General features: G+C 33.6%; 17 protein-coding genes and 1 riboswitch. Of the genes, 2 read left to right on the top strand and 15 right to left on the bottom strand.

From position 1 onward, the window contains the following. Positions 1-19: 19 nt before the first annotated feature. The 14 genes from nusB to mgtE all read right to left on the bottom strand — a co-directional run bounded on the left by nusB (position 20) and on the right by mgtE (position 10,266). The gene (gene nusB / locus ACMHYH_RS02860; RefSeq protein ID WP_414839866.1) at positions 20-463 is read right to left on the bottom strand and encodes a transcription antitermination factor NusB; all 444 of its coding nucleotides are present in this window, start codon (positions 461-463) and stop codon (positions 20-22) included. After that, positions 460-885: an Asp23/Gls24 family envelope stress response protein gene (locus ACMHYH_RS02855; RefSeq protein ID WP_414839865.1), complete on the bottom strand. Its 426-nt coding sequence runs from the start codon at positions 883-885 to the stop codon at positions 460-462. The genes nusB and ACMHYH_RS02855 overlap by 4 nt, the downstream gene beginning before the upstream one ends. Positions 886-918: 33 nt before the next feature. Further along, positions 919-1,476: an elongation factor P gene (efp, locus tag ACMHYH_RS02850; RefSeq protein WP_414839864.1), complete on the bottom strand. Its 558-nt coding sequence runs from the start codon at positions 1,474-1,476 to the stop codon at positions 919-921. A 91-nt stretch (positions 1,477-1,567) separates the two neighbouring features. After that, the gene (locus ACMHYH_RS02845; protein ID WP_414839863.1) at positions 1,568-2,629 is read right to left on the bottom strand and encodes a M24 family metallopeptidase; all 1,062 of its coding nucleotides are present in this window, start codon (positions 2,627-2,629) and stop codon (positions 1,568-1,570) included. 498 nt (positions 2,630-3,127) lie between these two features. After that, positions 3,128-3,526, bottom strand: coding sequence for a hypothetical protein (locus tag ACMHYH_RS02840; protein WP_414839862.1), 399 nt, complete (start codon positions 3,524-3,526; stop codon positions 3,128-3,130). Beyond that, on the bottom strand, positions 3,523-4,032 hold the full coding sequence (gene comGF, locus ACMHYH_RS02835) for a competence type IV pilus minor pilin ComGF (RefSeq protein WP_414839861.1): 510 nt from the start codon (positions 4,030-4,032) through the stop codon (positions 3,523-3,525). Before comGF ends, ACMHYH_RS02840 begins: the two co-directional genes overlap by 4 nt. After that, positions 3,977-4,327, bottom strand: a complete 351-nt coding sequence (locus tag ACMHYH_RS02830; RefSeq protein ID WP_414839860.1) for a type II secretion system protein — start codon at positions 4,325-4,327, stop codon at positions 3,977-3,979. Before ACMHYH_RS02830 ends, comGF begins: the two co-directional genes overlap by 56 nt. Further along, positions 4,305-4,742, bottom strand: coding sequence for a competence type IV pilus minor pilin ComGD (gene comGD / locus ACMHYH_RS02825; protein WP_414839859.1), 438 nt, complete (start codon positions 4,740-4,742; stop codon positions 4,305-4,307). Before comGD ends, ACMHYH_RS02830 begins: the two co-directional genes overlap by 23 nt. Next, entirely contained in the window at positions 4,739-5,062 is a 324-nt protein-coding gene (gene comGC / locus ACMHYH_RS02820; protein WP_414839858.1) for a competence type IV pilus major pilin ComGC, read from the bottom strand. The genes comGD and comGC overlap by 4 nt, the downstream gene beginning before the upstream one ends. Next, positions 5,062-6,129 (bottom strand): competence type IV pilus assembly protein ComGB, encoded by a 1,068-nt coding sequence (comGB, locus tag ACMHYH_RS02815; protein WP_414839857.1) that lies wholly within the window; start codon positions 6,127-6,129, stop codon positions 5,062-5,064. The genes comGC and comGB overlap by 1 nt, the downstream gene beginning before the upstream one ends. Further along, positions 6,083-7,150: a competence type IV pilus ATPase ComGA gene (gene comGA, locus ACMHYH_RS02810; protein ID WP_414839856.1), complete on the bottom strand. Its 1,068-nt coding sequence runs from the start codon at positions 7,148-7,150 to the stop codon at positions 6,083-6,085. The genes comGB and comGA overlap by 47 nt, the downstream gene beginning before the upstream one ends. A gap of 234 nt (positions 7,151-7,384) precedes the next feature. After that, the gene (locus ACMHYH_RS02805; RefSeq protein ID WP_414839855.1) at positions 7,385-8,107 is read right to left on the bottom strand and encodes a YebC/PmpR family DNA-binding transcriptional regulator; all 723 of its coding nucleotides are present in this window, start codon (positions 8,105-8,107) and stop codon (positions 7,385-7,387) included. A 123-nt stretch (positions 8,108-8,230) separates the two neighbouring features. Then, positions 8,231-8,758, bottom strand: a complete 528-nt coding sequence (locus ACMHYH_RS02800; protein ID WP_414839854.1) for a VanZ family protein — start codon at positions 8,756-8,758, stop codon at positions 8,231-8,233. Positions 8,759-8,901: 143 nt separating this feature from the next. Next, positions 8,902-10,266 carry a magnesium transporter gene (gene mgtE / locus ACMHYH_RS02795; protein WP_414840329.1) on the bottom strand — a complete coding sequence of 455 codons (1,365 nt, stop codon included), beginning with the start codon at positions 10,264-10,266 and terminating at the stop codon, positions 8,902-8,904. A gap of 270 nt (positions 10,267-10,536) precedes the next feature. Then, positions 10,537-10,700, bottom strand: a riboswitch (M-box (ykoK) riboswitch). A 169-nt stretch (positions 10,701-10,869) separates the two neighbouring features. Here mgtE and ACMHYH_RS02790 point away from each other — a divergent pair. Next, the gene (locus ACMHYH_RS02790) at positions 10,870-12,681 is read left to right on the top strand and encodes a M3 family oligoendopeptidase (protein WP_414839853.1); all 1,812 of its coding nucleotides are present in this window, start codon (positions 10,870-10,872) and stop codon (positions 12,679-12,681) included. A gap of 77 nt (positions 12,682-12,758) precedes the next feature. Here ACMHYH_RS02790 and ACMHYH_RS02785 read toward each other — a convergent pair whose 3' ends face one another. After that, the gene (locus ACMHYH_RS02785; RefSeq protein WP_414839852.1) at positions 12,759-14,156 is read right to left on the bottom strand and encodes an NlpC/P60 family protein; all 1,398 of its coding nucleotides are present in this window, start codon (positions 14,154-14,156) and stop codon (positions 12,759-12,761) included. A gap of 351 nt (positions 14,157-14,507) precedes the next feature. Here ACMHYH_RS02785 and ACMHYH_RS02780 point away from each other — a divergent pair, with 351 nt between their 5' ends. Beyond that, positions 14,508-15,476 (top strand): rhodanese-related sulfurtransferase, encoded by a 969-nt coding sequence (locus ACMHYH_RS02780; protein WP_414839851.1) that lies wholly within the window; start codon positions 14,508-14,510, stop codon positions 15,474-15,476. Positions 15,477-15,486 lie beyond the last annotated feature (10 nt).

Raw genomic sequence — 15,486 nt, 5'->3', positions numbered from 1 at the left:
AAGAAAAGAAAAAAGAAGCTTATTCAGCCTCTTTTTTTTCTAAGTTATTCACAATATTTGCCAATACACCATTGACGAATTTCCTTGATTTTTCATCACTATAAAGCTTTGTTATTTCAAGGGCTTCATTCAAAGCAACTTTAGCTGGAACATCAGGAACATAAAGCATTTCAAAAATAGCAATTCTCATAATAACGACATCTGTTTTTGCTAGTCTTTCCATTGACCAGTTTTCAAGATATTTTTGAACCTCTTCATCAATAGTTAGCTGATTTTCACTAACACCTTTAACAAGTAAGTCTAAATACTCAGGTACCAAGACTGTTTCAACTTCATCTGCTAACTCATTTGAGCTTATCAAGGCTTGTTGCATAGCCACCTCTGGCGTTAGATCTTCGTTAGCGGATAATTGAAATAGAGATTGTAAAGCTTTCTCTCTAATTTCACGTCTGGTTAAACTCACTCTGCTTCACCATCTTCATTATCAAAACTAAACAAATCTTTTAATTCAGCTTTTTCTGGTACAATCCCTACTACATGAACATTTACTTCTTTTAACTCAATATCAGTCATTTGGATTAACTGTTCGCGAACTTTTTTTTGTAACTCTAAAGCTACTTTCGGTACAGAGACACCATAATCCAAGTAACAATACACATCTACTTTTAGGCCTTCTTCATCGGAAGTTAAATGAACACCTTTTTTATGGTCTACTCGTCCAAATAACTCAGAGACACCTGAACTTAATTTCCCACGCATAGCATGGACACCTGATACTTTACTTGCAGCAATACCTGAAATAATTTCAATTACTTCTGGTGCTACTTCGATTTCACCTAAAGCTGCCTTTGTTTTATTTACTACAAAACTAGATTCTTCAGCCATTTTCGAGACCTCCTATTGTATTTATTTAGAATTTTATGCACGAGAAACGTATGATCCATCTTGTGTATTAACAATAACCATATCGTCAACGTTAACAAAGAAAGGAACGTTAACATTTGTCCCTGTTTCTAACTTCGCTGTTTTAGTCCCACCTGAAGATGTATCTCCACGGATTCCTGGTTCTGTTTCAGCAATTCTTAGTGTAACCGTATTTGGCAACTCTACGCCCAATATCTCAGCATTGAACATCATAATATGAACTTCCATATTTTCTTTTAAATATTTCAACTCTTCTTTTATAGCTTCTTCAGGTAACTCAATTTGTTCGTAGTTTTCAGAATCCATGAATACATACGCATCGCCACTCTCATATAAAAATTGCATTTTACGGTTGTCGATTTGGGCTCTTCCAACTTTTTCTCCAGCACGGAATGTTTTTTCTTGAACATTTCCATTTCTCAAATTTCTTAACTTTGAGCGAACGAAGGCTGCACCTTTACCTGGTTTTACGTGTTGAAAATCGATTACTCTCCAAAGTCCACCATCAAATTCAATTGTTAAACCTGTTTTAAAATCATTTACAGAAATCATTATTTTTTCCTCCTAGAATCGTTCCTATTTTCCGTTTTAGTGTATCATTTTTAGAACCATCTGCCTAATCAATTGTAGTCTTTTTCTAGTTTTATAAAATAATAAGTTCTTTTGGTGAATGAACAATAACTTCATTCCCAGAACTGGTAATAACTAGATCATCTTCAATACGAACTCCGCCAATACCAGGTAAATAAATTCCTGGTTCATTCGTAATAACATTTCCTTCAACAAACTTTTTCGTTGCTAATTTAGAAACATTTGGCCCCTCGTGTATTTCTAGACCGATACCGTGTCCTGTTGAATGACCAAACGCCTCTCCATAACCATAACTAGCAATATGGTCACGTGCAATCGCATCTAGTTCGATACCTGTTAGTCCTGGTTTAGCCGCATCAATGACTTTTAACTGTGCTTCTAATGTTATCGCATAAATTTCTTTTAGCTTTGCATTAGGCTCTCCCATCGCAATGGTTCGAGTCATATCTGAAACGTATCCTTCATAGTAGCACCCAAAATCGATTGTCACAAAATCACCCGTTTCGATTCGTTTTTGACTTGCCACTCCGTGAGGCATTGCTGAACGAATTCCACTAGCTACAATGGTTTCAAACGAAACGCCTGTTGCACCTAAACTGCGCATATGAAAATCTAATAAGTTTGCTACTTCAATTTCTGACATTCCTGGCTTAATGACCCCTAAAATATAGCTGAAAGCTGCATCTGAAATTGAACACGCTTTTTTAATGATTTCAATCTCTGAAGAATCCTTGACTTCTCTCAATTCTTCAATTAAATGTGAAATAGGAACTAGTTCACTTGGACTAATTTGTTCTAAAAGTTCAAATGTACTAAAGCTGACATGATCTTGTTCAAATCCCATCTTACTAATTTCATCTTTTTCTAACAAGCGAGCAACTTCATCATAAATAGGTCCGCTATTTTTTACAATTTCAAAGCCAACTGCTTGAGACGCAGCTTGTTCGGTATACCTGAAATCTGTCACAAAATAAGCTTTTTCTGATGTAATTAAACTTAATCCTGTTGTTCCAGTGAAGTTAGATACATAGCGTAAATTATAAGGACTGGTTATTAATAACGCTTCAATATTTCTTTTTTTCATACTTTCTCTTATCTTATTCAAACGTGACATTTATCCCACTCCTTGTCTTTTAGTTCCACACTGTCTCAACTAGTTTCAATTGCTGAACATAATTCACTCTATTATATCAAATTTCAAGCTAAAAAGAAATAACCCTTTATTTTGTCAATAGTTGAGCGAAAAAATTTATTTATTTAGCCAACTGGATGCCTTCATATTTTTACATAAAACAGCTCGTTTAATCTACTTTACTAAAAAAATAACTAGAATAACCAGACCAAGAACCTTGTAGATGGTATCAGAAATAAAATTAGCCCAAAATAGTGCTAGTAGAGGCAAGAATAAATTTATCTCCATTCACTTCGTATTTGTTATTTGAATTATTTCTCCCTTATCCAACTCTAGTCTTAGAATTTATAAGACTGACTACTAGCTAATAGTCAGTCTATATGCAAAAAAATAGTCATCATTAAATAAAAATAATGATGACTGGACTTTCTTATTGGACTTAACTTTTATCTAGCTTATAGTCTTCTACTAATAGATAAGTTACTCGCTATTTACCTCAGTAGTTTCATCACTTTTTGCAGGGTCACTTTTTGTATTAGTTTTTTCTTTATTAGGAAAAGATACGCTGACTTTTATTGGATTAGATAGATTATTTTTAGTTTTCCCAATAAAAACATACACATTTTCTTTTTCTCTATCCACTTCTACTTTTCCATCTTCAAAATTAAAAACAGCTTTTTCGAGAGTTGGTGATTTTACTAACTGCCTTTGGAAGTCGACTTTTGATAATGCTATCATCGTATGAATTAAATAGTAGTTTTCGGTTAGCATCATTTGCTGCATTTGATTTTTGTAAATACGGGATGTTCCAATCATAACTGTAGCCAGCAAAAATACAAAGATAACTACTGAAGGTAAGATGGCTCCTCTTTGATTCATTTTTCTAACTCCTCAACCACTTGAGTTATTTTTAATTGCGCTTTATAAGTTTCTTTATTCGAAAACAAAACTTCTATGATTAAAAAATCACCCTTTTTTGAAAATGTCACTTTGCTTACTTTCATTAGTAAGGGTTGATATCCTCCTAGCTCAGTCGTTTTAATCAGAGTTGTTTTCTTTAAATCTTTTTGATAGACAATTATGCGCTGCACTTTACCAATGTGATCAAATTCTTCAAATCTAACCCTACTCGTTGTACTATCTTTAAATACTAACTGTCTACTATCGTATTCTAATTGGTTTAAAAATAGATGCCATTCTAATTGACGATCTAAAAAGGTCTGTTTTCTTATTGTTTGATATTGACTGGCTGCATAACTTATCAACGAAACGCAAATCACTAAAACATATAAAGAGACAATTGATTCTAGTAGTGTAAACCCTTCTTCTTTAAGGGGTAATAATTTGGTTTGAGAGAATATCGATTTCCTTAGTTTTACCTTCATAATATATATGAATCCCTTTTCTTTGATTTATCTCTGAAAGAGCAATAGTATAATGGACTTTTCCAGTTTGCCAAGTACTGTCTACATCTTGATTAAGCACTATCTTTTGTGATTGCTCATAAGCAATTCGAGCTAAATCAACTTCTATCTTTTCTTTTTTTATCGCAACAAGTAAGGTAGTTGTTAGTGGCAAATAAAAACTAATACAGAGTGTCAGAATTAAAAAAGCAAGTAAACTTTCAAGCAAGATATATCCTTTTTGATTTAACGCTTTATTCCCATCGATATCGGCCACTTCCTAGTTGAAAAATTAATCCATATCGTGTTCCATCTATATCAAAATACAATGTAGAAAAACTCTGTAGGTTTCCACTTTCACCATTAAACATAAATTGCTTATTCGATGGTGTAGTAATATTTTCTGGTAATTCTAAATCATACTCTGAATAACTATTTTCTTTTGACATAGTTTTAAACGTAATCATGTTCGTTCGAGCTGAAACTTCTATTGAAGTCCATTTACCAGATAGTACAGCGTAATTTTGACTAGCGGTTATACCGCTTTGTAATTCTTCGATAAATAATTGAGTCGTTGCATCTTTTATCATTCTTTTTGAAAATACTGTTGGAATAATGAGCAGTGTTGCTACAATAAATAAAACAACCAACATTTCAAATAACAGTACTCCACTTGAGTCTATCTTTTTCATGGAGTAACTTTTTTTACAGAGACTACCCCATCAATAATCTGTAGTTTAGTCTTGGCTTGTTCTACTTGTGTTTCATTTAGATACTCTTTAGCTTTTAATAATTCAAAAGAAGTAGCTTTCGTGCCAAATTCCATCTCATATAATTCAACTTGAGTTTGCACAACGGTTACTAGCGCTTCTGTTCCTTTAGTGTCTACTCTCTGTTTTTGGGTGACTATATTTGGAATAATCAATAACATTAAAATAGAAATAACAAAAAGTACTAGAACCATTTCAATTAATGTGAAACCATTTGCATTCATTTTTTTTAGTTTTTTCATTACATAATCTCCTCCATCATTGAAAAAGTCGGCAAAAGTAAAGCTAGATAAATACAGAGGATTAAAAAAGCGACTATTAAAAAAATAACTGGTTGAATCCAACTAAACACTCGCTGAATTTGAAAAAGCAATTGATTTTGACAATCTTGCGCATAGAGAGCTAACTCACTTGCTAGCTGGCTTGTTGCTTCTCCATGTAGAATAATTAGTCCTAGTTCTGGATTAAAAAAAGGCAATAACTCCATCGATTCTTGAAAGTTTTTCCCAGCTATTAAGTTTGTTTCCATATAAATAGCAACTTCTCTCATTAATTTTGTAGCTTCTTTCGATTGCATTAATTCAATAATTGCATTCATTTGATACCCGCTTCTTAAAAGTTGACTCCATTCATAACTAAAGAAATGAGTATAATAACGTTTTAAGAGGGTATTTAAAAACGGAATTTTCATGAGAAAGGTAGCTTTTTGTATTTCCGTCCATTTTTTAAATTGTTGTCGGAAACTAATAAATAAAATTAAAAAAAGAAGCAAGTTCATTCCTATTATAATAGGAAAGTGTTGAATAAGAAGAATGGGAAATCGATTTATCCATGATAAGTTTTGATTTGTTGTGTCATAAAGTTCTTCAAAACTAGGCAATAAAACAATTCGCATAGCGATTAAAATACCCAACATGAACATCAATAATATAAAGGGATATTGCAATAATTTCATTAAATCTTTTTTTTGTTTTTCTCTATCAGATAAATATAGTCCACTTGAATTCAAAGCAAATGCAAAACGGCCATGTATCAAAGATAAGTATATCTGTGAGCAGACTCGCTCCGGAAATCCATGATTTCTAATCGCTTCATCAAACCTTTCTCCATTTTCTAATTGCTGAATAATCATTTGAATCCACATGGCTTCTTTTGGCATTATTCTAGCTAAGAACGTCAATGCTTCTCCCAAAGTAAATCCTTCTCCTACTAAAGAAGATAATTTTATTAAAAATGACGCTTGAGTAGAATAGGTTGTTTTCTTAAGGTATTTGATACTTTTTAAATGTTGTTGTAGTGATATAGCCATATGCATATGCCTTTCTGAGTAGACGATTAAAGGAACGAGGAACCTCTTTTTGTTGATTAGTCAGAATAGATTCAGTAGATAAGCAACCCTGTAACTCATTTTTTGTCATAACCTCATAGATAACTGCTCTTTTTTGATACCCTTTGAAGTGTGTGCATATGATCAACGAGTTTTCTTCACAAAAGGGACATCGCCTTGGAACCAGTTTTTGGAATATTATTCCTAAAAGGGTTTGCCTTAATTGATCTATTGTTACACCTAATTCTAATAGGCGCGAAAGCACTCCTACTGCATTCTTGGCATGAATGGTTGCAATCATTAAGTGCCCAGTTAACGCTCCTCGTATCACCATTTTAGCAGTCTCTTCGTCTCTTATCTCGCCAATAATCATTGTATCTGGGTGGTGTCTTAAACTAGATTTTAATAACGTCTCATAATATATTCCTGCTTTTTCATTTACTTCTGTTTGTAGAAAAGATGTTTCTTCTATTTCAACAGGATCTTCAACCGTGATAACTTGTTGACTACATTCTGAATGATAATCTTTAATTAATTGATACATTGTTGTTGTTTTACCCGATCCAACTGGACCAGAAAAAAGGATGAGTCCACTTTTAAATCGAACTAATTCAGTCATTTTAATCACTTCACTTTGAAAAAAAGTTGTACACTCTAGAGAGCCTGTGTGCATTTTATTTAATAGTCGAATAACTAATGATTCTTGGCTTCTAAAATTAGAGATAGTAGAAAATCTTAAAGCTTGCTTACTTTCTTTCAATACCAGTTGCACAGAACCACTTTGAGGTTTCCTACGTTCTCCTACATCCATTCCTGAAAGATACTTGAAATAAGAGATTAATCGATTAGCCTCTTTTGATTCCATTAAAGAATGTTTCTGCATTTCCCCACTAATTCTAAAAAAGAGAAAATAATGAGTTAATTCTGGCAATAAATGAATATCACTAGCACCTTTATTTTGTGCTTCTAAAATTAAGTCTTCAGCAAATTTTTCTATTTCCATTCCAATCGCCCCATTATAGAAACTTTGTTCAATCATTAGCGTTGAACCTAAGTTTTAGGCTTCCCTCCTCAACTTAATTTTATTTCTATCTAGCTTGCGACTTTTTTAAGTCCCCTATTTTAAATATCTGCATTATTTTCGATTTCCATTTTTTATAAAAAAAGTCATCGCTTATTTTATCCAAATGGATAAAATAAGCGATGACTTCTCACTATAAATTAGTTAATTTTGTTCTTATTCAGCATTATGGAAAACTTCTGAAACATCATCATCATCCTCGAGCTTATCCAACATTTGCTCAAAAATTTCTTGTTTGTCTTCAGGTAATTCAACCATTGTTTGTGGGATCATTGTTACCTCTGCTTTTGCTAAACTGTATCCTTCACTTTCTAGGAAATCACGAACTTCTGGAAAATCTGAAGGATCAGTATAAATTTCAAAAACTTCCTCTGAGGCTTCTAGTTCCTCACCACCAGCTTCTAATACACTCATAAGCATTGTGTCTTCATCAACATCTAAACCTTCTCGTTCGATAGCTATATAGCCTTTGCGTTCAAACATATAACTAACAGAACCTTTTTCACCAATTGCTCCACCGTTTTTATTGAAAGCAACACGGACGTTTGTTCCTGTGCGGTTTAAATTATCTGTTAAGGAATGGACTAAGACAGCTACTCCATTAGGACCATAACCCTCATAAGTTACTTCATCATAATTTTCACTTTCAGCAGTACTGCTACCTTTTTTAATCGCACGATCAATATTATCGTTTGGCATGTTACTAGACTTGGCTTTATCCATTACCATACGCAATGAAGGGTTCATATTCGGGTCAGGTCCACCTTTTTTAACAGCCATATAAATTTCTCTAGATATCTTTTGGAAAATTTTGCCGCGCTTTGAATCTTGTGCATTTTTTCGTCCTTGGATATTACTCCATTTTGAATGTCCTGACATCCAACTCCCTCATTTCATTGTTTATTTAGGCGACTAAGCCTTATCTATTCTACCAAAAAACGACTGTTTGGGCAATCTTTTCTAGCATATGTTTATTCGTAGTAAATATTCATTCTATTATCACTATCTTTTTTTCCTGTTATAGTATCTTTTTTTGTTATTTTTTTTATAGAAGGTAAGAAAGAGAAACGCTAAAATAATTCCTGTTGCTGCACCAATACTATCTAATTGAATATCTTGCAATAAAGGCGTTCTATTTGGGGTAATACCTTGGTGAAACTCGTCTATAGCGGCGTACCCTGTCGCTAATAACCAAGAGATAAAAACAGTTAGATAAACACTCATTATCTTGTTTTTTAATCCTAGAAACCAAAATAGTCCTAAAAGAAAATAAATTCCAAAATGAGCAGCTTTACGAATAAAAAATTCAACAAATTTGCTATAGCCTAACGCAGAGATACTTATCTCACTATCTGCATAGCTTAGTTGAATGGTGCTTAGTACGTTTTTCATAGGTTCTTTAGCCAATAACTGATCTAGTGTAGATGTAATCGATTGCTCCTCATAAGGTTGAGATGAGCTATAAAAAAGAATACCCATAATGATTAATGCTAATAAAATATAGCCATTGTCTCTTGTTGTTGAACGCATATTCACACTCCTTTTCTTAAATCGTTTTGACTTCGTAATGTGTTTAAGTTGCCTTTTATTTAGTCTAGCAAACACCATTATTTCTATTGGAGAAATTAGATGCACGTAATAGTTACCCTATGAGTAGGATGTTTATTTATCTATTAAAGAATATGGATCAATTTTGTTGCTATGCTGAAATAAATCATCAAACCCATTGCATCATTAATGGTTGTAATAAACGGACCCGAAGCAATAGCAGGATCAATAGCTAGTTTATTAATCAGAAAAGGAATGACAGCACCTACCACAGTAGATAAGCTCAAGGTTATAAACAAAGAAAAGGCAATAATAAACGCTAAAATTAAATTTTGATAAAAAATCCCTGCAACGAATGCCAGAACAATTCCTGCTGTCAGGCCAATCATCATACCAGCTAATAATTCTTTTAGTATATTTTCCCAGAATTCTTTTTTCGTTCTTTTTTCTCCCATAGAAATATTTCGGACTGCTACTGCTAAGGATTGTGTCCCTACATTCCCAGCTGAGTCCATAATGACAGGAATAAAAGCGGCAAGTACAACAACTTGACTTAGTGTTTCCTCAAAAGAATTGATTAGAGAAGCACTAATCATACCTAAGAAAACGAGAATGATAATCCAAGGCATTCTCACTCGAGCCATTTGCCAAGCACTTTCTTCTCCTCTTTCCATTTTAGTTTTAGTCTTTCGAATCGCAGAAAATTCATTAAAATCTTCTGTCGTTTCTTCAACTAAAATATCCATTACATCATCAACGGTTACAATTCCTAACATCACGTCTTCATCATTTAAAACCGGTAACGCTAATAAATCATAATCTTGAATCATACGCGCTACCGCTTCTTGATCATCATTTGCTCTTACAAAAGCTAATTGAGTGAGCATAACATCCTCAACTTTTGTGTCTTCTTGATGAATAATAATATCACGTAAAGATAAAATCCCTGTCAATCTACCTTCTTTATCTAGAACGTAAATGTAATAGACCATTTCTGTTTCTTTAGCGAAGGTGCGAACCATAGTTACGGTCTGTTGTACTGTGTTCTCAACATACACACTAATAAATCCTTTAGTCATGATAGAGCCAGCCGTCTCTGGCTCGTAGGCTAACATTTCTTCTACTTTCGTTCTCTCTACTGGATTTAACTCACTTAAAAGAGCTTGTCTTTCTTTTTCATCTCGGTAAGACAAAAAACTTACTACATTATCTATTTTCATGTAATAAAATAAGTTTGCAACATATTCTACTGAAAAAGCTTCATAAGCTTCTGTTTGATCAGCAGAATCCATCCATTCAAATAGCTCTGCAAATTCTTCTGGTTCCAAAAAACTCTCTACTTTTTTTCTATTTTCAGGATAAAGTAAATGAAAAAGTTCTACTTGATCGTTTATGTGAAGCTTTAAGAATAATTCTCTAAACTTTTTGCGATTGTTTTCCTCTGTAGCTTTAAATATTTCTTCATAATAGTTATTTTTTTGTTCATCCATTCTCTTCACTGAATTATTCCTCCCAGAAAATCATATTTTATAATGGTTACACTAACATAAAGAAGTTTTATTTAGGATACCCACTGGCTACTTATTTTCAGCTTATTTCTATTTTATAAACCGCTCACTTTCCTGATGGGTTTTATGATAAGACACAAAAAAGCACATACTCTCATGAAGACAGAGTATGTGCGCGTATTCTCTATGCTAAATAAGCGATACACATAATAAAGACCATTTTATTTAGCATAAAACTAAATAAGATGAACCGTTTTTCTCCATCGTCGAGTTTTAGCACTATATGGCATAGATTATTCATCAGCTACATTAAATATGGCCTTAATCCGACCATCTCTGTTGACCCATTGGTGTCTCTCGACGTTTTTGGGCAGCAGCATATATCCATATAGGAGCCTCACCTAACAGAAGCATGGTTAATCATTAACCTCACGTCTAATCTAACTGGAATAGCTCTAACTGTCAACCTCTAGCAATTTGAAGCAATTTAATAAGAAACAAAAAATTCTTAAGAGTTTTCATATTTTAAAGAACTAGACTATAATAGAATTACTTTGATTGTTACTCTAGAAAGGAAGTTTTTGAATGACATATAAAATGAATTGGGATTTAGAGTCTATTTTCCCGGGTGGTAGCGAATCTATTGACCTACAAAACAAGTTACATTTAATCGAAAAACAGTTAGTTGCTTTAGCTAATCAAGTAACTAAATGGAGTAGCGAACAGGATAAACCATACTTCAAGGAGTTTTCAGCTCTGTTAACTAGCCAAGAAACCATTTCCTTAGGTTTAACACAAGTCCATACGTTTGTTGAAGCTGTTCAATCAGCAGATAGTCAGGATAAGAAAGCCAATACTCTATTCGGAAAAATTTTTACCTTAAGCAGCTCATTTGAGACAATTAAAACCATTCTCACAAAAAAAATTGTCGCTATATCTGATGAAGACTGGGCTGACTTACTTTTATTGAGTGAATTTCGCCCCATTGAATTTGTTTTACAAGAGACTAGAATTCAAGGCAAAGAACTCTTAAGTGAATCTGAAGAAACGTTAATTAATGCTTTATCAATAGACGGTTTCCAAGCTTGGAGTGACCATTATGATACATTGGTTGCAACAATTGCTATTCCTTTTGAAGAAAAAGACGGGACAATTTCTACTCTCTCAGCTGGGCAAGCCTACAATAAAATGAATGCTGATCCTGATAAAAAGGTTAGAAAGCAACTGTTTGATAAATGGGAAGCTGCTTGGGCTGAGAAAGCACCACTATTTGCTGATACATTAAATCATCTAGCGGGTTTCAGACTAGCTGATTACAAAGCGCATGGGGTTTCAGATTTTATAAAACGTCCTTTAGAATACAACCGGATGGAAAAAGAAACACTCGATGCTATGTGGCAAGCAGTTAGCGAACATAAACAAGTTTTCATTGAGTTTTTGAATCGTAAAGCACAATTAATGGGCAAAGAAAAGCTAGATTGGCAAGATATTGAGTCACCCGTTTTAGTTGGCAATACAAAACCACAGACTTACCCTTACAATAAGGGAGCAAATTTTATTCTAACTAACTTTGAAAAAGTCAGTCCAAAGATGGCAAAATTTGCTCAACACGCTTTCGAAAAAAACTGGATTGAAGCAGAAAATCGTGGTGGTAAGCGTCCGGGAGGTTATTGTGCTGAGTTACCAGAAAGTAAAGAGTCACGAATTTTTATGACTTATGCTGATTCTCCAGGTGAAGTATCCACGTTAGCTCATGAGTTAGGTCATGCTTTTCATAGTGATGTCATGAAAGATTTACCCGTTTTAAATCAGCAGTACGCTATGAATGTAGCGGAAACAGCTAGTACGTTTGCCGAAATGGTGGTGGCTGATGCAACTGTAAAAGATGCTAAAACTAAAGAAGAAAAAATAAACTTACTAGATACCAAAATTCAAAATTCCTTAGCTATGTTCTTAAATATACACGCTCGTTTTATTTTTGAGACTACTTTCTATGCAGAAAGACAAGACGGTATTGTAACAGATGAGCGCTTATCTGAATTAATGGAGGCAGCTCAAAAAGAAGCTTACCAAAATTCATTAAATTCATATCACCCTCATTTCTGGGCTAGTAAACTGCATTTCTTTATCGCTGATGTACCTTTCTATAATTTCCCGTATACTTTTGGCTATCTTTTCAGTTTAGGTATCTATGCACAATACCTAGAAAATAGTGATGGCTTTGAAGATCGCTATATTGCTTTACTAAAAGATACGGCTTCGATGTCTACAGAAGATCTAGCGAACAAACATATGCATGTTAATCTAGCTAAACAAGACTTTTGGGTAGCTGGTATTGAAGTAATGGAGAAAGACATTCACTCTTTCTTAGAGCTTACAGAAGACTATCTAAATTAATTTATAAAAAAAAGCCGTTAGATTAATTTAAACTTAATCTAACGGCTTCTCTTTTGTCTTTATTAAATTGTTATTTATTAATAACGTCCAAATCCAACAACTTTGTCAGACCACCATCCAGAACTATAAGAAGTATTGGCTACTCCAGTGCTACTTTGTGAACCGACGAAACCGCCGCCACCTGTTACAATTCCAACATGATCTACAATTCCTCCGTTAATTGAAAAGAATACTAAATCTCCTGCTTTTGGATTAGAAACTTTCGCTGAAGAGCTATATTGTGCGGATGCAACACGTGGAATTGAAATTCCTACTGATCCTAAAACATATTGTGTAAATCCTGAACAATCAAAACCACTTGAAAGGGATGTTCCACCCCATACGTATGGATTGCCTGTTGCTAAAGCTTTACTAATTGCCGGTTGCATTGAACCTAATGATGCACCCCCACCAATTGAAGGTGTTGGTATTGGTGCTGGTTTTATAACTGGTGTTGGTTTCTTGGTTGGTGCTGGTGTATTTACAGTTGGATACGTTACAGAAACTGACGTATCCGATTCTTGATTTGAAGAACCATCAGAATTTGATTGAGTAGGTACTTTCACTGTCTCAACAGTAGCACGTTCAGTAGTTTCGTTTGCTTTATTTGTAGATGCTTCGACTACTACTTTAGCTTCCTCTTGTTTTTGTTGTTCAAAAGCAACTTGAACAGCTTTTTCTACATCAGCTTGAGCTAGCGTATACTCTGATACAGCTTGCTCTGCAGCTACTTTTTGTACTAAAAAAGCATCTTTATCTTCTTGGGCTAATGACATTTCTGAAGCGAGTTGCGATACAACTACCTCTTTTTCTAATAATTGTTTTTCAAGTAAACTCTGTGTTTTTTCTAATTGAGCTGCTAAAGCGTTTAATTGTAGAATTGTTTGCTCTGTTTCTATTTTCTTTTTAACAACCATTTCTTGATCTTGTACTTGTTCTTCTACAAGAGTCTTGTTTGCCGTTACCATCTGACTGATAACATCTACACGACCGATAACATCTACTAAAGATTCAGCTTCAATAATGAATTCTATGTAGTTTTGTGTATCCCCATTTGTTTGAACAGTTCGTGCTTGTTTATTCAATTGTTCGTTGCGTTTTTCTATTTTTTTCTCCAATGACTCAATTTCAGTTTTTAAGATTCCCATCTCATCTTGAGATAGCTTAATTTCTCCAACTAATTTTTGGGATTTTTCCTTATTCGTGCTGATTGTATTATTTATCATTTCTAGTTGTATTTGTGTCTTATTTTTTTCTGCTGATAAACCGTTTATTTTTTGATCAGCTGCATCTATTTTATTTTGATTTGAATTGACTGTTTCCTTAGCTTCTTCTATTTTGACAGTATAAGTTTCTGCTTCAGCTGCTATGGGTAGAATAAGAGAACTAAACGTTATTGTTCCTAGAATTGCGATTGAAAGTAATTTTTTATTCACTAATTTTTCTCCTCCAAAATTCATTTCTATTTTCCATTCTTATTTTTTGTCTTCATATAATTTGTTCTTACCAGTTCATACGAAACAGTATAACATGTAGATACTATCCAAAGATTACCTTTAGGTTACAGTTGCCTATCAAATAATAACGAATGAGAGAGAATACTATTAGAAAATAACTTATTCTTTTACATTTTTCAATAACTAATAAATTAGAATCGATAGTATTAAAAATAAATATCGTTATTTTTTTATTTCTTGCTTTTTTAAAATGAGTTAGTGTATAATTGTATGCTAGATAGTTTATTTATCTAGAGTACATCATTTTTACATATTTTAGGAGGGTTTATAATGTCTAAAAATTACCGCGTATTACTCTACTATCAATACGTTACCATTGAAAAACCTGAACTGTTTACAGCTGAACATTTAGCTTTTTGTAAAAATATTGGTTTAAAAGGTAGAATTTTAGTTGCTACAGAAGGCATAAATGGTACGATTTCTGGAACATATGAACAAACTCAACTTTACATGGACACCATGCATGCTGATATGCGTTTTGCTGATACAGTCTTTAAAATCGATGAGGAGAATACATCTGCTTTCGAAAAAATGCATGTTCGCCACCGTCAAGAATTAGTTACTCTAAATCTTGAAGACGATATCGACCCAAACGAACTCACAGGTACTTACTTAGAACCTGAAGAATTTCATAAAGCTATTTTAGATGAAAATACTATTGTTATTGATGCTAGAAATGATTATGAATATGATTTAGGTCATTTTAGAGGGGCAGTTCGCCCAGAAATCCGAACTTTTCGTGAGCTTCCTCAGTGGATTCGTGAAAACAAAGAAAAATTTATGGATAAACGTATCGTTACATATTGTACCGGTGGGATTCGTTGTGAAAAATTTTCTGGTTGGCTTCTTAAAGAAGGCTATGAAAATGTTGGCCAATTACATGGTGGAATTGCTACTTACGGCAAAGATCCAGAGGTTCAAGGTGAATTATGGGACGGACAAATGTATGTATTTGATACTCGTATCAGTGTTCCTATAAATCAAAAAGAACATGTTATCGTAGGACGTGATTGGTTTGATGATTCACCTTGTGAGCGCTATGTTAACTGTGCAAACCCTAAGTGTAATCGTAAAATACTCGTTTCTGAAGAAAACGAGCATAAATACCTAAAAGGCTGTTCTTATGAGTGCCGTATTGCTCCAGAGAATATCTACGTTAAAAACAACCAACTAAGCCAAGAAGACGTTATAGAACGTTTAGCTAAAATTGGCGAGAAATTACCAACATTAGCTTTATAAAGAATTGAAT

Origin of the sequence: Carnobacterium sp. TMP28, assembly GCF_047553015.1 — a bacterium.
GTDB lineage: Bacteria > Bacillota > Bacilli > Lactobacillales > Carnobacteriaceae > Carnobacterium_A.
Note: the sequence above shows the minus strand (reverse complement) of the source record. Positions and strands in the feature narration are given on the sequence as shown.